The organism is Mycobacterium sp. D16R24, from assembly GCF_002013385.1.
Taxonomy (GTDB): Bacteria; Actinomycetota; Actinomycetes; order Mycobacteriales; family Mycobacteriaceae; genus Mycobacterium.
In genome coordinates this window covers 109,710-132,341 of the sequence record NZ_MAEV01000008.1, presented here as the reverse complement: position 1 = coordinate 132,341, position 22,632 = coordinate 109,710, and the positions used below count along the sequence as shown (strand labels likewise).

The window sequence follows — 22,632 nt, the reverse complement described above, 5'->3', positions numbered from 1 at the left end:
AGCAGGAGTTTTCTCGTGATACCACTGCCACGCGCGCAGGTTGTAGCTAGCGCGATGCTGCTGGGGATAGCAGTTGGACTTGTCGCTGGAATGTCTAGCGTGTTGATCGTGCACGAACCGGTGCGGCCCGACCTATTCATTGGCGTTGTTGTCGCGGTACCCAGCCTGATCGGGTTCTTTATCTTGATCGCGTCCACGCGTAAATGGATGACGGTTCTGGCGGCATTCGTGCTGGCGATTTCTCCCGGGTGGTTCGGGATTCTTGCGGCGATACAGGTGATTCACAGTGTCTGACAAAAATGCGGAAAACACAGTCGAGAAGACGAGCGCCGAGACCGAGCTCGTAGACGGCACGGAGAGGCCGAGCATCGTCGAGGGCGACCTCGCCGATCCGCTGGCCGTGCCGATAGATGGCGGCAGGAGTAGAGACGGTCTGGATACCGCCACCTTCACCGCGTTCTCGGCGTTCAAGGATGACGAAGACCTGGTAACCACCGGCCGCATCGACACCGATGCGTTGCCGCTCACCGCGGCGTTTGACGTTGGCAGCGATTACACGGGCGCGATGCCGGTCACGTCGGCCGAATCGATGACGCCCGACCCCTATACCGGCGCGGTTCCGGTGGTGGCCGACGAGCCAGCGAAGCCGGTACGGGTACCCGCGGAGCGGGAACCGGCCTTCCTGAAGCGCTGGGTGCTGTTGTTGCTGTTGTTGGCGGTGTGGATTCCGGCCGGTGCGGTTGGGCTGCTGCTTTATCAGCACTGGTTCGAGACCCTGCTGCCGAACGACCGGACGATCGCGGTCACCTACGTGCTGATCTGGGTGTTTATCTGTGTGGTGGTCGCGCTACTGCTGGCCATGGTGGAGCCGCGCCCGATAGTTGTCGCCCTCGCTTTTGCCGTGTTGACGGCGCCAGCGATCTCGGTGGCGGCCGCCGGAGTCAAATATGGCTATGTGGCGTGCACCGCACCCTCGGTGCCCGGGGTTCAGTCACTGTGCCCGGAACCGCTGCGCAGTTGGGGTATTCAGTACCGAGACCGGGCTTGACGCTCCCCGCTTGACGTCGTCCTACTAGGGTGGAGTGCGTGACTGCACACTATGACGTCGTCGTTCTCGGAGCAGGTCCCGGTGGCTATGTCGCGGCCATTCGCGCAGCCCAGTTGGGCCTGACTACAGCCATCGTCGAGGAGAAGTATTGGGGCGGGGTTTGCCTCAATGTCGGGTGTATCCCGTCTAAGGCGCTGCTGCGTAACGCGGAGCTGGCCCATATCTTTACCAAGGAAGCCAAGACATTCGGCATCAGTGGCGAGGCGACCTTCGATTTCGGTGCCGCGTTCGACCGCAGCCGCAAGGTCGCCGAGGGGCGCGTGGCCGGTGTGCATTTCTTGATGAAGAAGAACAAGATCACCGAGCACGAGGGCGTGGGTACCTTTAGCGATGCCAACACGCTGGCCGTGAAGAAGGCCGACGGCTCGACAGAGACGCTGACCTTCGCCAATGTGATCATCGCCACCGGTAGCAGCGTGCGGCTGGTACCCGGGACCGCGCTGTCGGAGAACGTGGTCACCTATGAGAAGCAGATCATGACCCGCGAGCTGCCCGGATCGATCATCATCGCCGGCGCCGGCGCCATCGGTATGGAGTTCGCCTACGTCCTCAAGAACTACGGCGTGGATGTCACGATCGTTGAGTTCCTGCCGCGGGCGCTGCCCAACGAGGACGCCGAGGTGTCCAAGGAGATCGAGAAGCAGTACAAGAAGCTGGGCGTCAAGATCCTTACCGGTACCAAGGTCGAATCGATCACCGATAGCGGATCGCAGGTCACGGTCAAGATCAGCAAGGACGGGCAGGAGAGCGAGCTCGTCGCCGACAAGGTGTTGCAGGCCATCGGCTTTGCTCCGAACGTCGAGGGGTTCGGCTTGGACAACACGGGTGTCGCGCTCACCGACCGCGGCGCGATCGCCATTGACGAGCGGATGCGTACTAACGTGCCGCATATCTACGCCGTCGGTGATGTCACTTCCAAGCTGCAGCTGGCCCATGTCGCGGAGGCGCAGGGTGTTGTCGCCGCCGAAACCATCGCCGGTGCCGAGACTTTGGAGCTGGGCGATTATCGGATGATGCCCCGGGCGACGTTTTGCCAGCCGCAGGTCGCCAGCTTCGGGCTCACCGAGGAGCAGGCTCGTGCCGAGGGATACGACGTCAAGGTGGCCAAGTTCCCATTCACCGCGAACGGCAAGGCGCACGGGCTCGCGGATCCGACCGGTTTTGTCAAGCTGATCGCCGACGCCAAGTACGGCGAGTTGATCGGCGGACACCTGATCGGCCCCGATGTTTCCGAGCTTCTGCCCGAGCTGACACTCGCGCAGAAGTGGGACCTCACGGTCAACGAACTGACACGCAACGTGCACACGCACCCGACGTTGTCCGAGGCGCTACAGGAGGCGTTCCACGGACTCGCGGGGCACATGATCAACTTCTGATCTCTCGCGGGCCGGGGGGCCCGCCGTAATCTGCTGGGCGGTAAAGGGGGGAACGTGGCGGGAAGTGTGTTTCTGCTCGACATCGATTCGCGGACGATGTGGCCGGACCTGTATTCCTATCTACATCACGAGAATCTTGAGCAGGGCATGTATCTGGCCGAGCAGGAGATGGACCCCGCGCCCGAACCCGGGGGCGCGATATCCGCCCGTCACCACCGACGATGGCCGAGATCGTCGCTGAGCTGATATCGCTTGCGCATCTCGGTGCGGCATCGCATTCCGAACATCGGGAACTCCTGGCGGACACCAACGGATTGACCAGTAGCTACATCGGTGAGGTGCTGTCCATAGAACAGATCCTCGACGGGACTCGTTGGCGGGAAGGAATTCTCAGCGCACAGGAGTTCCATGACAAACTCGAAGGTAAGAGTGTGGCCATGTTTGGACCCCGAACGCGTGAGCCGCTGTCGGTGATCCAGATCGTGGGTTCGAGTTGTGCCGTGCCCTTCGCTGTCGCGCCCGGCGAGCTCCTTGCCGTTGACTCGGACGGCGAGGTCCGTGGGTTGGTGCGCGATGCACAGTCCGAGTCGAGCGGTGGCTGGTATCCGCCGCACGGCTGCGTCCGCGAGTATTTGTTGAAGGTGTGCGATCACATCTGGGATCAGATCGCTCGTAACCGTTGACCAGGTATGCGCTCGCGCGTAGCTTCGCGCCATGTCGACCACTGACGAACTGCTGAACAACGCACAGGCTTACGCGGCCAGCTTCGACAAGGGTGCTCTGCCGTTGCCCCCGGGCCGCAAGGTCGCGATTGTCGCGTGCATGGATGCACGCCTGAATCCGTATGGTCTGCTCGGCCTTCACGAAGGTGACGCGCACGTCATTCGCAATGCAGGCGGAGTGATCACTGAGGATGAGATCCGGTCGTTGGCCATCTCGCAGCGGCTGCTGGGCACCGAGGAGATCATTCTCATCCATCACACCGACTGCGGCATGCTGACCTTCACCGACGATGCCTTCAAGCGTTCGATTCAGGACGAGACGGGGATCAAACCGCCGTGGTCGGCCGAGGCGTTCACCGATCCGGACGAGGACGTTCGCCAGTCGGTGGCGCGGATCAAGGCCAACCCATTTGTTCCGCGGAAGGGCAGCGTGCGCGGATTCGTCTACGACGTCAAGGACGGCACGTTGCGTGAGGTCGCCGCCGAGGCCTAGCGGGTAAGAAGGGCAGGCGCGCGCTGCGGCGCCGGCCAGGGCAACGCCAAGTGATCGCGCAGTATGGACCCGGCGTGTTCGGCGCGGAAAATGCCGCGACGCACTAGGATTGGCGCCACCAGTTCGGTGAATAGTTCGAATTGGCCGGGTAGCCCCGCCGTACTCAGGATGAAGCCGTCGGCCGCCCCCTCGGTGAACCACAGCTCGATCTGATCGGCGACCTGCTCGGCGGAGCCGACAAACCTCGTACCGAACGCCTTCAAGGTACGGTAGAGGAACTCCCGAACCGTCGGATTGCCCATGGTGGCAAGGTGTTTGTATCCGGCGAGCGCGGTTTGGCGGGTCGGTGCTCTCCGGAAATGCCGACGCCGGCACCGGGCCGTCCAGGTCGGCGCCGATGACGTTGACATCCACCTCGAGGAGCCACCCCGCAGGATCTGCGGGAATGAAGTGTTCGTAGACGGTGCTTTCCGCGGCACGTGCCTCGGCCTCGGTGGAGCCGACAACGACACCGAGGGAAGGTGTGATCAGGGGCGCGGGGGTTCGTCCGGAGGCATGGGCTTCGTCGTGGAGCTGTCGATAGAAACTCTTGGCGCGGTCGATGTCGGTCTGCCCGGTAAAGACCACCTCGGCATGTTTGGCGGCGAAGGCCCTTCCGGTGGTGGAAGATCCGGCCTGAAAGATCACGGGGTGGCCCTGGCAGGAGGGTGTGACGCCGAGTGGCCCCTTGACCTTGTGAAACTCGCCATCGTGGTTGGCGACGTGAATTCGAAGACGAGCTCATACTTGGCGGAGATGGACACGCTGCGGTGGGGAAGATAGACCGCGACGGCGACGACCACCGCCACCAGTGCGAGTTTGAACGCGGTTGCCTCCGAGTGGATTCCGATCGCGTCCAGGAAGGACTCGAAGTACAGCACACGAAATTGCACGCCTACCTACAGTCCGGGGCCAAGCGCATATTCCGATGGTGAGGTGGCATCAAGAACGTGTCAACGGCACCCGCGACGCCGCGGTCGGCACCTGCGATGACTTAAGGCTCGCCCTGCGCGTATGTCCCACTTGACCTGGAGTCGACTCCAGGTTCTACCGTGGCTTTGTGAGCACAAGTGAGCCGCAGAATGGCGGGTTTCCCATCTCGCACGTTGCCCAACGGACCGGGCTGTCGATCGACGCGCTGCGCTGGTTCGAGCGCGAAGGCTTGTTCCCCCGGGTGCCGCGAGACGGCGGTGGCCGCCGCCGATTCAGTGACGACGACATCGAGCGTATCCAGCTGATGCTGCGGTTGCGCCGCACTGGCATGCCGGTGCGCGATATGCGGCGCTTTATCCAGCTGTTGGAGGGCGGCGAGGAGACCCACGCCGAGCGACTGGAGCTGCTCTTCGCGCAGCGTGTGCGGATTATGGCCGCGATGGAGCGGCTCACCGAAGACCTCAAGGTCGTCGATTTCAAGGTTGCGTATTACACCGAGTCGGTCAACGGCGCCCCGGCTGCCGCAGTGGGACAGAAGAAGGGTTGACATGAAGTACACACAGATCGGTGGCCTGCCGGTATCGCGAATTGGCTTGGGCGCCATGTCGATGTCCTCCGGTTACCAGCCGCTTGGTTCGGATGCGGGCCCCGACGAGCAGGCTTCGATCGAGGCGCTGCGACGGGCGTTGGATCTCGGGGTAACCCTCATCGACACCGCCGAGATATACGGCCCCTATGCCAACGAGGAGCTTGTGGGCAAGGCCATCGCGGGTCGCAGGGATGAGGTGGTGCTGGCCACCAAGTTCGGGCTGGTCTCGCACAGCACTGGCGCACTCTTCACCCCTGACAGCTCGCCAGCGAATATCGTTGTCGCGGTCGAGGGTTCGTTGCGCCGGCTTGGTACCGATTACATCGACCTGTACTACCAGCATCGCGTCGACCCCAGTGTGCCCATTGAAGAGGTGATCGGGGTATTGGGGGATTTGGTGCGCCAGGGCAAGGTCCGCCGGATTGGACTGTCGGAGGCCTCTGCGGCCACGGTGCGCCGGGCACACGCGGTACATCCGGTCACCGCGGTGCAGTCGGAGTACTCGCTGTGGACCCGCGACGTCGAGTCGGAGCTGCTGCCGACCCTGAGGGAGTTGGGTATCGGGCTCGTGCCCTATTCACCGCTGGGCCGAGGCTTCCTGACGGGTGCTATCCGGTCGGCGAATCAGCTCTCGGACGATGACTTCCGCAAGAACCTGCCGCGGTTCAACGCGGACAACCTCGACGCCAACCTGACCCTGGTGGAGCAGGTGCAGACGGTCGCCACTGAGGCCGGCCTGACTCCGGCGCAGGTTGCACTGGCCTGGCTACTGGCTCGCGGTGAAGACATCGTGCCGATCCCCGGGACCACCAAGGCTGCGCGCGTGGAAGAGAACGCGGGTGCGGTGGACGCGGCGCTGTCAGCGGAACGGCTTGCCCGGCTGGATGGTTTGGCACCGGCGTCCGGGGAGCGCTACTCGGCGCAGCACACGGCGCTGCTCGACCAGTAGCCCATGCCTCTGGTACGTCAGTGATCCAGCGGGATGCGCAAGGAGGACATGGTCGCAGCCAGGCCGTCGTATTGCGTGACGAGCAGGCAAAAGCCGATGAGCTGGCGGCGGTCCAGGAACTTGGCGAGTCCCTCCCACGCGTCATCGGAAAGTGTTCTGGTGGTGAGGATCTCATCAACACCGGTGATGAGTGCGCGCTCCTTGTCGGAGAGTCCCTCGGCGCTGGCCCCGGTGAAGATCCGCTCTTGATACGCGGGATCGATACCGGCACCCTTGGCGATGCGGGTGTGGTGCTGCAGTTCGTACTCGCACTCACGTACGTGGGCCACGCGCAGGATGACTACTTCGGTATCGCGGGCAGAGAGTTTGGTGCCGCGCAGAATCGCACCGGAGTACGCCAGCCACGGCCAGAACCGGACGCCCGTCTGTCCGAGGGTGGTCGCCAGGTGCATCTCCGGCACGCTGATTGCGCGTGCCATGCCCTTGGCAATCACCCAGTTGACCGGTCCGAGCTCACGCAGACCACCTGATGGGATACGGCCATCGCTCACTGTCGGGCTCCTTCTTGCTGAACAAGGTATGGCGACACCGTACTTCGGTGCTCGTCAAGGTCGAGTGCCCGCCCGAGTGCCGGGAAGGCGCGCTGGGGGCAGTTGTCGCGCTCGCACACGCGACAGCCCACACCAATCGGCGTGGTCGCACCTTCGGAGGACAGATCCAGACCCTCCGAATAGACGAGCCGGTGCGCGTGCCGTAGCTCGCAACCCAACCCGATCGCGAACGTCTTACCTGGTTGGCCGTACCGCGACGCACGCCGTTCGACGGTGCGCGCCACCCACAGGTAGTTGCGCCCGTCGGGCATCTGCGCCACCTGGACCAAGATCTTGCCCGGGTTGCCGAAGGTCTCGTAGACGTTCCACAGCGGACAGGTGCCACCGCTGGAGGAGAAATGGAAACCGGTCGCTGACTGACGTTTGGACATGTTTCCGGCACGATCAACCCGGACGAACGAGAACGGGACCCCACGCATCGAGGGGCGCTGCAGGGTGGACAGCCGGTGACAGATGGTCTCGTAGCTCACCGAGTAGAAGGCGGAAAGCCGTTCTATGTCGTACTGGAAATCCTCGGCCACCCCATGGAACTGGCGGTAGGGAAGGACCGTGGCGGCGGCGAAGTAGTTGGCCAGGCCCAAGCGTGCCAGTTTCCGTGATTCCTCCGAGGTGAATTTGCCGTCGTCGACCATGGTGTCGATGAGATCGCCGTACTCCAGATAGGCCAGCTCAGTCGCCAGCTTGAAAACCTGTTGCCCACCAGAGAGGTGATTGCTGATCTCGAGCGTCTTGGATCCTGGATCGTACTTGTGCAGGACGCTGTCACCGAGATCGATGCGCCGGGCGATGTGGACGCCGTGTACCTCGGTGAGACGGTCGGCGATCTCTCTGGCCAGGTCCGCCCGGTGCATGCGCATCCGAACCGTCAGGTCTTCGGCCGCGGTGTCGAGCTCATGGAGATAGTTGTGCCGCTGATAGAAGTAGTCGCGTACTTCTTCGTGCGGCATGGTGATCGATCCGCTGCCGCTGCCGTCGGTGTAGCGGTCCTCAGTGGCCGCCGCCAACTGCGTGGTGGTGATCCGGTAGCGCCGATGCAGGTTGACCATGGCGCGGGCCAGCGCGGGATGCCCGGCGACCACATCGGCGATCTCTGCGGGATCGACGTCGATGTCCAGGTCTTTGTCCTGCACCACTTCGCGCAGTTCGGCGATAAGGCGGCTGTCGTCCTGGGAGGAGAAGAACGTCGCGTCGACACCGAACACCTCGGTGATACGCAGCAGCACCGCCACAGTGAGTGGGCGGACGTCATGCTCGATCTGATTGAGATAGCTCGGGGAGATCTCCAGCATCTGGGCCAGCGCGGCTTGACTGAACCCGCGTTCGCTCCGAAGTTGACGAAGGCGCCCTCCAACATACGTTTTGGACACGTTCACCAGCCTACGCGCCTTGCCAACTCCAACTTCGCAGTCTTGGCAAGGTTCGGATCCGTCCAGGATCCGGTCCGCGGCGAGGCAAGTGGGGCCCTGAGGTCACCGAGCAATCAAGCTGGTTTGCTTTCTGGATGTACCGCAGTCAAGGTCACCGGCGAACACGGTCAGCTGAGCTGCTTCTCGCTATGACCGGCGCCACTGTGCCTGGCCGTTGGATACCGAGGTCACAAACAGGGGCTCCAGCTGCTGATTAGCTATCTGTTCACTCATTCGTGCGGAATGGTAAATACAGTCACAGGAGTTGCCCAAGATGCCGTGCAGTAAATCTGTACACGCATGTATCCCACATAGCGTGCTACTCATTCCATATCGGGTGTGCAACGGGCACATACGCGACTCTCATGCATGGTCTAATCTTTAACGGCTGGGGAGCACCGCTGCGGTGTTCCGCGTTTTGCAATTTGGGATGTGCATGTCCGAGCATGGTGCCGGATGCGGCGATAGACGAGGAGGGTTACGATTCTTCGGCTTTTGATGCGTCTGTGGATTCCGCTGCTGGTGCTCGCGGTAATTGGCGTCGGCGGATTTACGGTGTCGCGGCTCCACGGTGTATTCGGTTCCGAGAACCGTCCGTCGTATGCCGACACGAATGTCGGCGACTCCAAATCGTTTGATCCCAAGAAGATGTCGTATGAGGTTTTTGGCTCGCCGGGGAATGTCGCCGATATCAGCTATTTCGATGTCAATGGCGATCCGCTGTACATTCAAAAAATCCCGCTGCCGTGGTCGGTGAAATTCGAGATCGGCAAGACGACCGCCGTGGGAAGCATCATGGCGCAGGGAGATGGTGGCAGTATTGGCTGCCGCATTATCGTGGATGATGAGGTTAAGTCCGAGAAGGTGAGTACTCAGACCAATGCCTTTACCTCATGCTTGCTGAAGGCCGCATGAGCGAGGACGGCGGTAAAGGCCAATCACACCGGCCGGTAATGGCGACCATTATCCGCAAGGGCGCGGTATTTATTATCTTGGGCTGGCTTGCGATCACTGTCGTGTTGACCGTCAAGGTGCCACCGCTGGAGATCGTCGAAAGAGAACATTCGGTCTCCCTCAGCCCGCCGGATGCGCCCTCCGTCAAAGCGATGACGCAGATGGGGAAGGTCTTCCAGGAATCCAATTCCGAGAGTGTCGCGGTGATCGTGATCGAGGGCGAGAACCCCCTCGGCGACGACGCGCACAAGTATTACGACGCCGTCGTCCGTCAATTGAAGGACGACCCGAAACATGTGCAGCACATCCAGGACTTTTGGGGTGACCCGCTAACCGCAGGGGCCGCCCAGAGTGCGGACGGAAAAGCCGCGTATGTGCAGTTGAATCTCACCGGACGCTTTGGTCAGGCCGATGCGAACGAATCCGTGGAGGCCGTCCAGAAGATCGTCAAGAACACCCCGGGGCTGCCGCCAGGGGTGAAGACCTATGTCACGGGTCCCGCGGCTGTCGTCTCCGATATGTCGGAGAGCGGAAACCGGACGGTCGTTCTCATCACCCTGGTGAGTGTCGGCGTGATTTTCCTGATGCTGCTCCTGCTCTACCGGTCCTTCATCACGGTCATCATCTTGCTGTTCACCGTCGGTATCGAGCTGCAGGTCGCGCGGGGACTCGTCGCATTCCTGGGCATGCACGGGATCGTGGGTCTGACCACCTTCGTCGTCAACCTGCTGGTGTCTGTGGGTATTGCCGCAGGTACGGACTATGGAATCTTCTTCACCGGGCGGTATCAGGAGGCGCGTCAGGCAGGCGAGGATCGCCAGAGCGCGTACTACACCGCCTATCGCGGGGTGGCCAAGGTCGTCTTGGCATCCGGCCTGACTATCGCGGGTGCGATCGCATGTCTGCACTTCACCCGACTGCCTTACTTCAAGCCGTTGGGTATCCCGGGTGCGGTCGGCATCCTGGTCGCGGTGGCGGTGGCGCTCACCCTGGTACCGGCATGCATCGCCGCGGGTAGTCGCTTCGGGCTGTTCGATCCCAAGCGGCAGGTGACGACGCGCCGTTGGCGGCGGCTGGGCACCGCGATTGTGCGCTGGCCCGGACCGATTCTCGCCGGGACGGTGGCGATCTCACTTATCGGGCTCTTGACGCTGCCGGGATACAACCCCAGCTACACCGACGCGAAGTACATACCGCAGGACATCCCCGCGGTCCAGGGACTCGTCGCCGCTTCACGGCATTTCCCCGAATCGAAGATGTCTACACCCGACATCCTGCTGGTCGAGGCCAATCACGATATGCGTAACTCGGCCGATCTCCTGGTGTTGAACAGGCTTGCCAAGGCGGTGTTCGCGGTACCCGGCATCGCCAACGTGCAGTCCATCACGCGTCCCGAGGGAACGCAGATCGAGCACTCGTCGGTGCCCTTCATGCTCAGCATGTCGAATGCGAGCCAGCGGTTGAGTCTGCCGTTCCAGCGCGCGCGTATGGACGACATGCTCAAGCAGGCCGATGACATGGGAACGACGATCGCGCTTATGCAGCGCATGTTCGATCTGATGAAACAGATGGTGGCGACCACTCACCGGATGGTCAGCACCACGCACGATCTTCAGAAAGATATGTCCACGCTGCGGGACCACATCGAAAATTTCGAAGACTTCTGGCGGCCGATCCGTAACTACTTCTACTGGGAGAAGCACTGCTTCGACATTCCCATCTGCTGGTCGATCAGGTCGATCTTCGATGCGCTCGACGGCGTCGACCAGGTGACGGACAAGATGCAGACTCTGGTAGGCGATCTTGACGAGCTGGACAGGCTGATGCCGCAGCTACTCGAGCAGTTCCCGGTGATGATCGACACGATGAAGAGCACCCGCGAATCGATGCTGACGATGCACAGCACGATGTCCGGCATCTTCGCCCAGATGGATGAATCCACCGAGAACTCGACCGCCATGGGTAAGGCGTTCGACGCGTCGAAGAACGATGACTCCTTCTATCTGCCGCCGGATGTTCTGAACAACAAGGACTTCAAGCGGATCATGAAGATCTTCATGTCGCCCGACGGCAAGTCCACGCGCATGCTCATATCTCAGCGCGGAGATCCCGCGACGCCCGAAGGCATTTCGCGGGTGGAGCCGATCAAGACCGCCGCGGAGGAAGCGCTCAAGGGAACTCCGCTGGAGCACGCCAAGCTCTCTCTGGCCGGTACGGCGGCAGGTGTCAGCGAGCTGGTCGACGGATCAAAATACGATCTCTTGATCGCGGGTGTCGCGGCGCTGTGCCTCATTTTCATCATCATGTTGTTGATGACGCGGAGCCTGGTCGCCGCCCTGGTGATCGTCGGAACCGTGGCGTTGTCGCTGGGCGCGTCGTTCGGTCTGTCCGTTCTTGTCTGGCAACACATTTGCGGTATCCAGATCAACTGGGTGGTGTTGGCCATGTCGGTCATCGTGCTGCTCGCGGTGGGGTCCGACTACAACCTGCTACTCGTCTCGCGCATGAAAGAGGAGTTGGGCGCCGGCCTCAATACGGGCATCATCCGAGCGATGGGTGGTACCGGCAAGGTGGTGACCGCCGCCGGTCTGGTGTTCGCGGCCACGATGGGCTCCATGATCGTTAGCGACCTGCTCACCCTTGGGCAGGTGGGAACGACAATCGGATTGGGCCTGTTGTTCGACACCCTGATTGTGCGAGCGTTCATGACGCCGGCCATCGCCGCGCTCCTGGGCCGGTGGTTCTGGTGGCCACTGCAGGTGTCTCCCCGGCCAGTCGGCGCGGTGCACGGGTGGAAGGGACCGCGCCTCGTCCGCTCCGTGCTGCAGAGGAACTGATGAGGTCGGGTGTGAATGCTGAGTCAAACTCAGCACATTCGCGGCCGTTTATCGCGCGAACCATACGAAACCTGTCGCCCCTGATCATCCTGGGCTGGCTGGCGCTGATTCTGTATACGACGCTGGCGTCGGTCAATTGGGACTGGACCAAGGCGATCCCCGCGTTGGAAAACGTCGCGGAAGCGCGTTCGGTCTCGCTGATGCCACAGGATGCGCCGGCCGTCAAGGCCATCATGCGCATGGGCAAGGACTTCAACGAATCGAACTCGGACAGCTCCGCGATGATCGTGCTCGAGGGGAAGGAGCCGCTCGGCGAGGACGCGCATGCGTACTACGCCGGACTGATCCGCGAGCTGCGTAACGATCCCAAACACGTTGAGCACGTGCAGGATCTTTGGGGCGATCGGCTGACGTCGTCGAGTGTGCAGAGTCCCGACGAAAAGGCTGCATACGTGCAGTTGAATCTCGTTGGTAATCAAGGCACCGCCGTGGGGGACGAATCGGTTGCCGCGATCCGCGAGATCGTCAATCGGACGTTGCCCGCCACTCCGGCCGACGTCAAGGTCTATGTGGCCGGTGCGGCACCGCTCGCCTCGGATATGCAGCATGCGGGCAATAAGTCGATTCTGAAGATCACCGCGGTCACCGTGGTCATCATCTTCACGTTGCTGTTGATCCTCTATCGCTCCGTTGTCACGGTGATCCTGCTGCTGATCATGGTCGGTGTCGAATTGGCCGCTGCCCGTGGCATTGTGGCGTTTCTCGGCTACCACGATGTTTTCGTGTTGTCGACGTTTGCCGTCAACATGCTGGTCTTCTTGAGCATCGCCGCCGGCACCGATTACGGGATCTTCTTCTTCGGTCGATATCAAGAGGCGCGCCAGGCCGGTGAGGACCGGGAAACGGCCTACTACACCACATATCGCAGCGTGGCCCCCGTTGTCTTGGCCTCCGGGCTGACCATCGCCGGAGCCATTCTGTGTCTGCATTTCACGCGGCTGCCCTACTTCCAAACCATGGGCATCCCGTGTGCCATCGGCATGCTGGCGGCCGTCGCGGTCGCGGTCACGCTGGTTCCCGCGGGGATTGCGGTGGCCAGCCGATTCGGGTTGCTCGAACCCACACGCAAGCTGCGGGTTCAGCGGTGGCGCGGGCTGGGTACGGCTGTTGTCCGCTGGCCCGCACCGATCCTGGTCGCCTCGTTGGCCGTGGCATTGGTGGGGCTATCCACGTTGCCGGGGTACAAGACGAGCTACAACGATCGGCTGTACATCTCCGGCGATATCCCCGCCAACCAGGGATTCGCTGCTGCACAACGACATTTCTCCGAGTCGCGTCTTACGCCCGACGTGTTGTTGATCGAAACCGATCGGGATCTTCGTAACCCTGCCGACTTCCTGGTGCTGAACAAGGTCGCCAAGGCCATTTTCAAGGTGCGTGGGGTGTCGAGGGTCCAGGGGATTACCCGCCCCGAGGGAACCCCGATCGCCAACACATCGGTGCCCTTCTTGCTCAGCTTGCAAAGCGCCGGCCAGGTACAGGCGACTCGATTCCAGAAGAAGCGCATCGCCGACATGCAAAAGCAGGCTGAGGATATGTCGAAGATGATCGCGACGATGCAGCGCACGTACCTCGTGATGAAGAAGATGTCCGAGACCACGCACCGGATGACGGCCCATACACATGAGGTGCAGCAACTCACCGACGACTTGCGGGGCAGCATTGCGCTGTTCGATGACTTCCTTCGGCCGATCCGCAACTATTTCTATTGGGAAAAGCACTGTTTCGACATCCCCATCTGCTTCTCGATCAGATCGATCTTCGATGCGATGGACGCAGTCGACGCGCTCGATGACGGGTTGTTGGTTCTCGTCAGGGACATGGATCAGCTGGACGCCATCATGCCGCAGCTGCTTGTCCAGTTCCCTCAGATGATCGAGGTCATGCAGAGCATGCGGACCTCGGTGCTCACCATGTACGCCACGATGTCCGGGCAGTTCGCTTCGATGGACGAATCCACCAATGACGTGATGGCCATGGGACAGGCATTCGACGCCTCCAAGAACGACGATTCGTTCTTCCTGCCCCCAGAAGTGTTCAAAAACCCCGACTTCCAGCGTGCGATGAGCTCGTTCCTATCGCCGGACGGAAAGACGGTGCGGTTCATCATTTCTCATAATGGTGATCCGATGTCGCCGGAGGGCATTACCCGGATTGAGCAGATCCGTAGCGCGGCAGAGGAGGCGCTTAAGGGAACGCCTCTGGTGGGCGGCAAGATCTACCTCGCCGGTGCCGCGTCAACCGCGAAGGACTGGAAGGACGGCTCGACTTACGACCTGCTGATCGCGGGCATCGCGGCGATCTGCCTGGTGTTCATCATCATGCTCATCACCACCCGGAGTTTCATCGCGGCTCTGGTGATCGTCGGTACGGTGGCGCTGTCGCTGGGCGCGTCCTTTGGCATGTCGGTGCTGCTGTGGCAGTACATCCTTGGCATCAATCTGCACTGGATGGTGTTGGCGATGTCCGTGATCATCCTGCTGGCAGTGGGGTCCGACTACAACTTGCTTCTCGTCTCCCGGATGAAAGAGGAGCTGAGTGCGGGGCTGAACACGGGCATCATCCGCGCGATGGGCGGCACCGGAAAGGTTGTCACATCAGCCGGATTGGTGTTTGCGGCCACCATGGCTTCGATGGTCGTCAGCGATCTGCAGATCATCGGTCAGATCGGCACCACCATCGGGCTGGGCCTGTTGTTCGATACGCTGATCGTGCGCTCGTTCATGACGCCGTCGATCGCGGCGCTCCTTGGCCGGTGGTTCTGGTGGCCGCAGCGAGTACGGCCGCGACCGCCGAGTGCTCTGCTCGAGCCCGTGGGCGCCCGCCCGGCACCGTCCGTCTCGGCCCGACAGGACGATGACGATCCGACCACCGAGCTGCCGAAGTTCACCAACTAATCACGCTTTGGTTCAATCGCTTTGGTGTTCGATGCGATGTTGCCAACGCAAAAGGCCGGGCGAGGGTTCACCTCTGCCCGGCCTTTGTGGGTAAAGACTCAGTACTTGTGGCAGCTTCGCACCATCTGCTGGAAGACGGGTATGACGAACTCGATGCCCTGATTGCCCCTGACCTGGTTGATCATGGTCACGCGCTTGGCCTTCGGTGAACTGAGGAACTCTTGCATGAACTGCTGATTCGGGGGTGATTGGTCGAAATACTCCGCGGCCATCGGGTTCTCCGCGTGCAGCGCCGCGTTCGCCTGATCGTACGTACAGGTGCTGTTCACCATCTCGTCCGTAACAGGGTCTGCGGATGCGAGTCCAGCGCCCGCGCTCAACGCCAGCGTGGCACCGCCAACGGCCGCCAGAATCTTCGTCAGTGACAGTTTGTTCATGTTCTCAATAGCCTCCCTCGTACCGACCACATCAACTTTACGTATTCAACGAAACCCAAGGCCCAGGGTGCACTCAGACCCATGACTATTTATACGTCCGACAATCCATTGTGTTACCGCCGACCAGAACATCGGTCTATTTCCGCTGCAAGAGCTCAAGTAGGTAACTTCCGTAGCCAGATTTGAGTAGCTGTTGGGCACGTGCAGCGAGCTGGTCGTCATTGATGAAACCCGCACGCCACGCAATTTCTTCCGGCACGCCAATCTTTAGGCCCTGGCGGCGTTCGATCGTGCGTACGTAATCGCTCGCGTCCAGCAGTGAGTCGAACGTGCCCGTGTCCAGCCACGCGGTTCCACGCGGCAGCACCTCGACGGACAGACGTCCCTGATCCAGATAGGTCTGATTGACCTCGGTGATCTCGTACTCGCCCCGAGCAGACTTCTGCAGCGAGCGCGCGATCTCGATGACATCGTTATCGTAGAAGTACAGGCCGGGCACCGCATAGTGGGATTTCGGATTTGCCGGCTTTTCTTCCAGGGACAACGGGACGCCCGCGGCATCGAACTCCACGACGCCATACGCCGAGGGGTTAGCCACCCAGTACGCGAAAATCGCTCCACCGCTGATGTTCTCGAACCTGCGCAGACTGGTACCCAGGCCGGGCCCGTAGAAGACGTTGTCGCCCAGTGCCAGCATCGCTGTGTCGGTTCCGATGTGCTCGGCACCGATGACGAACGCCTGCGCTAGCCCCTCGGGTTTGGGCTGGACCGCATAGGTCAAGCTAATGCCGAATGTCGAGCCGTCCCCGAGAAGTCGCTCGAATGCCGGGGCGTCAAAAGGCGTGGTGATCACCAGAATGTCGCGGACTCCGGCCATGATCAGGGTAGATAACGGGTAATAGATCAGCGGTTTGTCGTACACCGGCAGCAACTGCTTGCTGACACCCGTCGTTATCGGATGCAGGCGAGTGCCCGACCCGCCCGCGAGAATGATGCCGCGCATGTGTGCTCCTACTCGACGACAATCCGAGTTCGGTTGCGGCGGCGACATTTTCTACGCTGTCGCGGCGCAACCCATAGGCCACCCTATCGCGTATGAAGACGGAATGCCGACGGAATCAATCGCGGGGAGGGGGCGTGCGAGTGGCGTCGGTGACCTCTGAGTCACGACAAAGTCTGTCAAGATCGATCCGGCACGCCCGCAGCCGCATACAGATATCGTGAGACCTGCTGAATACGGATCGGCCCGTATTGCATTGCCGCGTCATCCGAGATAGCGATTTTACGTGTGGAAATCCATGGAACGGAATTCTTTCGGCTGTAGCTGTATTGGTGTTTTGGGATTTGGAGACACATGTGTGCCCATCATCTTGAGGCTATCCGTGACGCACAAGATCGGTAATAATGACCGGCAGCACTGACGGCCATTCTGCGAGTACGTAAACATATCGGGGAGGTCGATACCGTCATGAAATTTGCCATGGCAAGCTATGGCACGCGCGGCGATATCGAACCTGCCGTTGCTGTCGGACGGGAACTGCAGCGCAGGGGACACGAAGTGCGCATGGCGGTTCCGCCTGACTTGATCGGCTTCGCAGAGTCGGTCGGACTCTCGGCGGTGCCCTACGGCGTTCATGTGGGGCCGCAGCTCGATGAATACCGCGACTTGTGGATGTCGTGGACTCGCCATTTTTGGAGGGTTCAGGATCTGGTCGCGTTGTGTCAGCAGGCCCTGAAACTGGTCACCGAACAGTGGTCGGAAATGAGTAAGGCTCTTGTGTCGGTGGCAGATGGATCGGATCTTCTGTCGACCAGCGTGGGCTATGAGGAACCGGCCGCCAATGTTGCCGAGTTCTACGGGATCCCGTTGGTTGCCCTGCACACCATGCCGTGGCGCCCCAACGGTCAGCTCTTTCCGCTCCTGCCTCCGCCGTTGACGCGCACGACGATGACCGCCTATGACTGGCTGACCTGGCGCGTGACCAAGAAGGCGGAGGATGCGCAACGGCGTGAGCTCGGCTTGCCCAAGGCGGGGAGCCCTTCGCCGCGCCGGATCGGCCAGCGCGGGTCGCTGGAAATCCAGGCTTACGACAGTATTTGCTTTCGCGGGCTGGCGGAGGAATGGGCAAAGTATGGCGGACGAAGGCCGTTCGTGGGTGCGCTCACCATGGAGTTGATGACGGCGGCCGATGACGAGGTCATGTCATGGATCGCCGCGGGGCCACCGCCTATCTGTTTCGCCTCGGGCAGCATCCCGGTTGAATCTCCGGCGGAGACAGTGGAGATGATCAGTTCAGCATGCGCGGAATTGGGGGAGCGCGCATTGGTGTGTGCCGGCGCGACTGACTTCAGCGATGTTCACACCACCCCGCACGTCAAGGTGGTCGGAGTGGTGAATTATGCGGCGGTATTTCCGGTGAGCCGAGCGATCGTTCACCACGGCGGTTCGGGCACCACGGCGGCGAGTCTGCGCGCCGGAGTGCCTACCTTGATCCTCTGGACTGTTGGTGATCAGCCATTTTGGGGAAGTCAGCTCAAGCGCATGAAAGTGGGTACCTCCCGGCGCTTTTCGACTACGACTCGCGAGACGCTGGTCGCGGACCTGCGGGAGATCCTCAGCCCGGAATGTGCGGTCCGGGCTCGGGCGATCGCTCCCCACATGTCCAAGCCGTACGAGAGCGTCAACAAGGCGGCCGACCTGTTGGAGGAGAGGGCCGCCCGTGCTTAGGTCAGGCGTTGCCCTGCGGCGGCCCATGCCGGAAGAACCCCGTGTGATCACACGTGGACCATCGATATCATTGACCCGGAACACATTACCGGTGTGTGCGGGTCAGCGAGCTGCTCTGTAAAGAACGGGAGGCGTCGGCTTTGTCGAAATCTGTACTCATTTCTGGTGGAGCGGGATTTATCGGATCCGCGTTGTCTAACCGTCTGGTTCAAGCGGGATACGACGTCGCGGTGATGGACGTCCTACACCCGCAGGTACACGCCAGAGGTCGAGAGATCGACCTCCCACCGTCGGTGCGGCTCTTCACCGGAGACGTCACCCATGCCCCTGACTGGGACGCCGTACTTCGCTTGTTCGAACCCGCGCAGGTTGTTCATTTGGCTGCGGAGACGGGTACGGCGCAGTCGCTTTCGGAAGCGACGCGCCACGGTGCGGTCAATGTGGTGGGCACCACCCAACTCCTTGACGCCCTGAGTCGTGCGGCACTTGTGCCGGATCAGCTGGTGCTTGCGTCGTCGCGCGCGGTGTATGGCGAAGGTGCGTGGCAGTCCGGTGCGGACGTCTTCTATCCGCGCCCGCGCAGTCATGCACAACTACTCGCCGGCGAGTGGGATCCGAAAGGACCTGCGGGGGAGGCGTCGGAGCCGCTTCCCAGCTGTGCCGGTCGGACAGAGCCCCGCCCGACGAACATCTATGCGAGCACCAAACTTGCCCAGGAACATCTGTTGGCATCCTGGGCGGCCGCGCGCGACACTAACCTCAGCGTCCTGCGACTACAGAATGTGTACGGGCCCGGCCAGTCACTCACCAATTCCTACACCGGAATCGTCACCCTATTCGCGCGTCTGGCACGCGAGAAGCAGTCGCTGGAGATTTATGAGGACGGCCGGATAGTCCGAGACTTTGTTTTCATCGACGATGTTGTCGACGCACTCTTCGCCGCGGTGCACGCGCCCGCAGTCGAGCGACGCACCCTTGATATCGGTTCTGGCACCGCGACAACCATTGACGAGTTGGCCCGTAAGGTCGCCGACATCTGTGCCGCACCCGAGCCCGCTGTTGTCGGGAAGTTCCGGGACGGCGATGTGCGCGCCGCGAGTTGCGATATCGAGCCGGCAATCGAACAGCTCGCGTGGAGTCCGAAGTGGGCGCTTGAGGACGGCCTGCATGCCCTTCTCGAATGGATCGACAAGGGCTGCCCGAATCGTTTTTGAGCACATCGCGGCGCGACGGAGATTTGGTGGCGAGAAGACGGGTCATGATTGTGAATCATCAGTTGTGACAATGTTTTCCAACTACATGTGGAAACACCGGAAAGCCTGATCTCGAACTGATATGAGGATACGATGGCGCTTCCAGCGAAGAGTGGTGGAGGCGCATGAAGCTCGGTTCTGTATTCGATTCGCGAAACAACGCGCTGAACGCCTGTCGGCTCGCTTTGGCGACCGAGGTCATTCTTTTCCACTCGTTCCCACTTACCGGGCACGTCGTGGAATCGAAGGCAGTACTCCAACTGCTGTTCTCGGTGGGAGTTGACGGATTCTTTGCCCTTTCCGGGTTTCTGATCACTGCGAGTTGGCTCCGTAACCCCAGCACGCGCGACTACTTCATCGCTCGGGCTCTTCGCATATTGCCGGGCTACTACGTCGTGCTGGCGGTGACGGCCTTTGTCATCGCTCCGCTCAGTGTTGCGATCCAGGGTGGCTCGGCCGCTAGGCTGCTGTTCTCCAGCGCACCGATCGAATACATGCTGAAGAACAGCGCACTGGTGCAGCTTCAGTTCGATGTGGGTGGGACGCCGCGCGATATCCCGTACCCGGGAATATGGAACGCGTCCCTGTGGTCACTCGTCTTTGAGGTGATGTGCTACATCGCCGTCGCGGGGCTCGGGCTACTCGGGCTTGCGAGCCGCCGATGGACAGCGCCGGTGATATTGATACTGGCAACGATTGCGGCAATTCTCCTGCCGCCGCTGACCTTCCCCGGGCTATGGACAATCCCGCAGCTCGCGGTGCGCAGCGCCATCATGTTCTCTGCTGGCGCGCTGCTGTATCAGTGGCGAGACGTGATACCAGCCCGATGGTCGCTTGTGGTGGCGAGCGTCGGGATTGTGCTGGCCTCGGGCATGCTGCCCGACTACCGTGTGATCGGCGCTCTTCCTCTCGCCTATGCCGTCGTGGTGTCGGGTGTGCTGATCAAGAACAAGCGCATGAACATACAGACGGACCTGTCGTACGGCGTCTACATCTACGCGTCGCCGACACAGCAGTTTCTGGCTGTCGCAGGTTTAGCCAGCCTGAACCCCTTCGTTTTCTTTGTTGTCTCGGCGGGGGCGACGCTGGTGCCCGCCGCATTCAGTTGGTTCCTGGTCGAGAAGCGCGCACTGGCGCTCAAATCGCGCCTCAGACGCAAGAAAATCGACCCGACGGCGACCCCGGCCGGGCCAGCGGATTCGGATAGTCCGGAACTGCGAGAACGGGCTCTGTCGCCGCGCGAGGACAGTTAGCGCAGAGGGGTCACCATGAAGATGTCGGTAGGCTGATTTACATGGCGTTTCGGGATTCTGAGAGTGGGCGATGTTCCTCGAACATCAAAGGACAGCAAAGGATCTCGTGATCATGCCGCTCTTCCGTCTGGCACTGCAGCGCACACCGCCGTTCATCGCGCGGCGTTATCCGTACGCGGGCCGTCGCCGAATGCTCGATGCGCTGGGCCCAGACCTCGCCAGGACGGTCTCGATGCGGGCTGACCACTCAGCACCCGCCGATACCCCTATCGGGGGGATATTCGAGAACACCGACAATGTGCACAAGCTGCGTCATTACCTGCCCATCTATCAGCACGCTCTCACGCGGACCGAGCGAATGCTCGAGATCGGGGTGGATCGGGGCGGATCTCTGCACATGTGGCGCGCGCACCTGCCGCAAGCCACGATCGTGGGTCTCGACATCAACCCCGGGGCTGCGCAGCACGACGACCCCGGACGCAATATCCATGTGCGGATCGGTGATCAGACCGATTCGCATTTTCTGGGGACCGTGGTCGAGGAGTTCGGGCCGTTCGACACCGTTCTCGATGACGGCGGCCACACTCCTCAACAGATGATCGGGTCGTTCAGGTATCTGTTTCCGCGTCTGCGGCCCGGTGGGGTCTACATCGTCGAGGATGTCTGTGCCAACTACTGGACGATTTACCGCGATCAGCGTGAATCTTTCATCGACTTCACCAAATGGCTGATGGATGCAATGCATGCTCATTATATGGAGATGAGGTCGGTCTACCAGATCATGGAGGACCATCCCAAGCAGCTTGAGGAAGTCCAGGTGCCGTTCGCGGCCACCATCATCGACCGGATCGAGGTGTTCGACTCCGTGGTCGTGATTCATCGGGCAGAAGAGCCCAAGCAGCTGCCCCGTGCCGTGTTCCGATGATGCCGAATACTAATGAAGGGCCATGGGAGATCCGTCGGGAGCGAGTACCAGATATTTGGTGACATTCGTGCATAAGAATTCTTGACAGATTCCACCGAAAATGCCGCCCCTACAAGGGGAGTGGCCCGGTCCGAAACGTGTCGACGGAGTCGTTCTGACGGCTATTGTTAGCGCTGGGACGGGACACCAGCATTTCGAGATAGGGGCAGTTCTTGACCGTGACCGATTACGACACTCGATCCGCTTATCTGGACCTTCTTCGGAAGGACCTCACCAGATACGGAGTTGACGAACTTGTGCCAGTGGGTTGGAACTGGCTGCACCGCCCCTTTTTCAAATTTGGCGACTACGTGCTCGTGCGCAAGCGGCCGTTCGATGCGCACAAACGTGACTTGGGTCTGGACTGGCCGGCGGATGCGTTGACGATGATTGGGATGCAGCGACTCACCAGTCTGCAGCAGTGCGTTGAGACGGCGCTCGCTGATCACGTGCCGGGCGACCTGGTCGAATGTGGAGTATGGCGCGGTGGTGCGTCCATCCTCATGCGTGGAGTTCTCGCCGCGTATGGGGATACGGAGCGTAATGTCTGGCTCTGCGATTCGTTCGAGGGGGTGCCTCCTCCGGATACCGCGAATTACAAGGCGGACAAGGGAGATAGGCTGCACCTCGCAGCGCCCATCCTGGCGGTGACCGAAAAGAATGTCAGGGCCAATTTCCAGCGCTATGGTTTGTTGGACAACCAGGTCCGTTTTGTTCCCGGCTGGTTCAAAGACACGCTGCATGATGCGCCGATAGAACGAATCGCCGTATTGCGGCTTGATGGCGACCTCTATGAATCAACAATCCAGGCGCTCGACGGGCTTTACGCACGTTTGTCGCCCGGAGGTTTTTGCATCATCGACGATTACCACGCGCTTGACTCGTGCAAACAGGCCGTCACGGATTACCGCGTGAAGCATGGGATAGCCGCGGAGATCGTGGAAATTGACGGTACTGGCGTGTTTTGGCGCAAGGAATGAGGGCGGCCTGACTCCACTGAACCGCGATACCCGGAAGGCGTTA

General features: G+C 61.1%; 20 protein-coding genes and 2 pseudogenes. 16 read left to right on the top strand and 6 right to left on the bottom strand.

All coding sequences use genetic code 11. The features are described 5' to 3' along the window. Positions 1–15: 15 nt before the first annotated feature. Genes B4383_RS07155 through B4383_RS07135 form a run of 6 tightly spaced genes read left to right on the top strand, consistent with a single transcriptional unit; the run spans position 16 to position 3,699 of the window. A complete protein-coding gene (locus B4383_RS07155) occupies positions 16–294 on the top strand; it encodes a putative holin (protein ID WP_139360598.1) in 279 nt (92 codons plus the stop codon). Then, a complete protein-coding gene (locus tag B4383_RS07150; protein ID WP_078290288.1) occupies positions 287–1,048 on the top strand; it encodes a hypothetical protein in 762 nt (253 codons plus the stop codon). Before B4383_RS07155 ends, B4383_RS07150 begins: the two co-directional genes overlap by 8 nt. Before the next feature lie 38 nt (positions 1,049–1,086). Then, on the top strand, positions 1,087–2,484 hold the full coding sequence (gene lpdA, locus B4383_RS07145) for a dihydrolipoyl dehydrogenase (protein WP_078290289.1): 1,398 nt from the start codon (positions 1,087–1,089) through the stop codon (positions 2,482–2,484). Between the two features lie 54 nt (positions 2,485–2,538). Continuing rightward, complete coding sequence (locus tag B4383_RS26205) at positions 2,539–2,730, top strand: hypothetical protein (RefSeq protein WP_139360597.1); 192 nt, start codon at positions 2,539–2,541, stop codon at positions 2,728–2,730. Then, positions 2,706–3,167 (top strand): hypothetical protein, encoded by a 462-nt coding sequence (locus B4383_RS07140; protein WP_078290290.1) that lies wholly within the window; start codon positions 2,706–2,708, stop codon positions 3,165–3,167. The genes B4383_RS26205 and B4383_RS07140 overlap by 25 nt, the downstream gene beginning before the upstream one ends. 31 nt (positions 3,168–3,198) lie before the next feature. Beyond that, positions 3,199–3,699 carry a carbonic anhydrase gene (locus tag B4383_RS07135; RefSeq protein ID WP_078290291.1) on the top strand — a complete coding sequence of 167 codons (501 nt, stop codon included), beginning with the start codon at positions 3,199–3,201 and terminating at the stop codon, positions 3,697–3,699. On the opposite strand, the pseudogene B4383_RS07130 reads toward B4383_RS07135, so the two are convergent. Both B4383_RS07130 and B4383_RS26200 read right to left on the bottom strand, forming a co-directional pair. Continuing rightward, positions 3,696–4,470: pseudogene (locus B4383_RS07130) on the bottom strand (LLM class flavin-dependent oxidoreductase); the annotation flags it as partial. The gene B4383_RS07135 and the pseudogene B4383_RS07130 sit on opposite strands and share 4 nt — an antisense overlap. Then, positions 4,467–4,619: pseudogene (locus B4383_RS26200) on the bottom strand (APC family permease); the annotation flags it as partial. The pseudogenes B4383_RS26200 and B4383_RS07130, both read right to left, overlap by 4 nt. 179 nt (positions 4,620–4,798) lie before the next feature. Between B4383_RS26200 and B4383_RS07120 the strand changes: the two are divergent. Both B4383_RS07120 and B4383_RS07115 read left to right on the top strand, forming a co-directional pair. Then, entirely contained in the window at positions 4,799–5,218 is a 420-nt protein-coding gene (locus B4383_RS07120; RefSeq protein ID WP_078290293.1) for a MerR family transcriptional regulator, read from the top strand. Between the two features lies 1 nt (position 5,219). Beyond that, on the top strand, positions 5,220–6,209 hold the full coding sequence (locus tag B4383_RS07115) for an aldo/keto reductase (RefSeq protein ID WP_078290294.1): 990 nt from the start codon (positions 5,220–5,222) through the stop codon (positions 6,207–6,209). Between the two features lie 17 nt (positions 6,210–6,226). On the opposite strand, the gene B4383_RS07110 is transcribed toward B4383_RS07115, so the two are convergent. Together B4383_RS07110 and ramB are read right to left on the bottom strand one after the other, a co-directional pair. Further along, positions 6,227–6,760 (bottom strand): carboxymuconolactone decarboxylase family protein, encoded by a 534-nt coding sequence (locus tag B4383_RS07110; protein ID WP_078290295.1) that lies wholly within the window; start codon positions 6,758–6,760, stop codon positions 6,227–6,229. Beyond that, positions 6,757–8,187 (bottom strand): acetate metabolism transcriptional regulator RamB, encoded by a 1,431-nt coding sequence (gene ramB / locus B4383_RS07105; protein ID WP_078290378.1) that lies wholly within the window; start codon positions 8,185–8,187, stop codon positions 6,757–6,759. The genes B4383_RS07110 and ramB overlap by 4 nt, the downstream gene beginning before the upstream one ends. Positions 8,188–8,724: 537 nt before the next feature. On the opposite strand from ramB, the gene B4383_RS07100 reads away from it, so the two are divergent. From B4383_RS07100 to B4383_RS07090, 3 genes are read left to right on the top strand one after another with little or no spacing between them, the layout of a single operon-like run. Then, positions 8,725–9,141 carry an MmpS family protein gene (locus tag B4383_RS07100; RefSeq protein WP_139360596.1) on the top strand — a complete coding sequence of 139 codons (417 nt, stop codon included), beginning with the start codon at positions 8,725–8,727 and terminating at the stop codon, positions 9,139–9,141. After that, positions 9,138–12,017 (top strand): RND family transporter, encoded by a 2,880-nt coding sequence (locus B4383_RS07095; protein WP_078290297.1) that lies wholly within the window; start codon positions 9,138–9,140, stop codon positions 12,015–12,017. The genes B4383_RS07100 and B4383_RS07095 overlap by 4 nt, the downstream gene beginning before the upstream one ends. An 11-nt stretch (positions 12,018–12,028) precedes the next feature. Further along, positions 12,029–14,974: an RND family transporter gene (locus tag B4383_RS07090; protein ID WP_286143786.1), complete on the top strand. Its 2,946-nt coding sequence runs from the start codon at positions 12,029–12,031 to the stop codon at positions 14,972–14,974. Between the two features lie 98 nt (positions 14,975–15,072). On the opposite strand, the gene B4383_RS07085 is transcribed toward B4383_RS07090, so the two are convergent. Both B4383_RS07085 and rfbA read right to left on the bottom strand, forming a co-directional pair. Further along, the gene (locus B4383_RS07085) at positions 15,073–15,411 is read right to left on the bottom strand and encodes a hemophore-related protein (RefSeq protein ID WP_078290299.1); all 339 of its coding nucleotides are present in this window, start codon (positions 15,409–15,411) and stop codon (positions 15,073–15,075) included. Positions 15,412–15,547: 136 nt separating this feature from the next. After that, entirely contained in the window at positions 15,548–16,414 is an 867-nt protein-coding gene (gene rfbA, locus B4383_RS07080; protein ID WP_078290300.1) for a glucose-1-phosphate thymidylyltransferase RfbA, read from the bottom strand. 465 nt (positions 16,415–16,879) lie between these two features. Between rfbA and B4383_RS07075 the strand changes: the two genes are divergently transcribed. The 5 genes from B4383_RS07075 to B4383_RS07055 all read left to right on the top strand — a co-directional run bounded on the left by B4383_RS07075 (position 16,880) and on the right by B4383_RS07055 (position 22,589). Next, positions 16,880–18,139 carry a glycosyltransferase gene (locus B4383_RS07075; protein ID WP_078290301.1) on the top strand — a complete coding sequence of 420 codons (1,260 nt, stop codon included), beginning with the start codon at positions 16,880–16,882 and terminating at the stop codon, positions 18,137–18,139. Between the two features lie 140 nt (positions 18,140–18,279). Then, a complete protein-coding gene (locus tag B4383_RS07070) occupies positions 18,280–19,353 on the top strand; it encodes an NAD-dependent epimerase/dehydratase family protein (protein ID WP_078290379.1) in 1,074 nt (357 codons plus the stop codon). Positions 19,354–19,517: 164 nt separating this feature from the next. Next, positions 19,518–20,645 carry an acyltransferase gene (locus B4383_RS07065; RefSeq protein ID WP_078290302.1) on the top strand — a complete coding sequence of 376 codons (1,128 nt, stop codon included), beginning with the start codon at positions 19,518–19,520 and terminating at the stop codon, positions 20,643–20,645. 190 nt (positions 20,646–20,835) lie between these two features. Continuing rightward, positions 20,836–21,570: a class I SAM-dependent methyltransferase gene (locus B4383_RS07060; RefSeq protein ID WP_078290380.1), complete on the top strand. Its 735-nt coding sequence runs from the start codon at positions 20,836–20,838 to the stop codon at positions 21,568–21,570. A 218-nt stretch (positions 21,571–21,788) separates the two neighbouring features. Then, positions 21,789–22,589 (top strand): TylF/MycF/NovP-related O-methyltransferase, encoded by an 801-nt coding sequence (locus B4383_RS07055; protein WP_078290303.1) that lies wholly within the window; start codon positions 21,789–21,791, stop codon positions 22,587–22,589. The last annotated feature ends 43 nt before the right edge of the window (positions 22,590–22,632 follow it).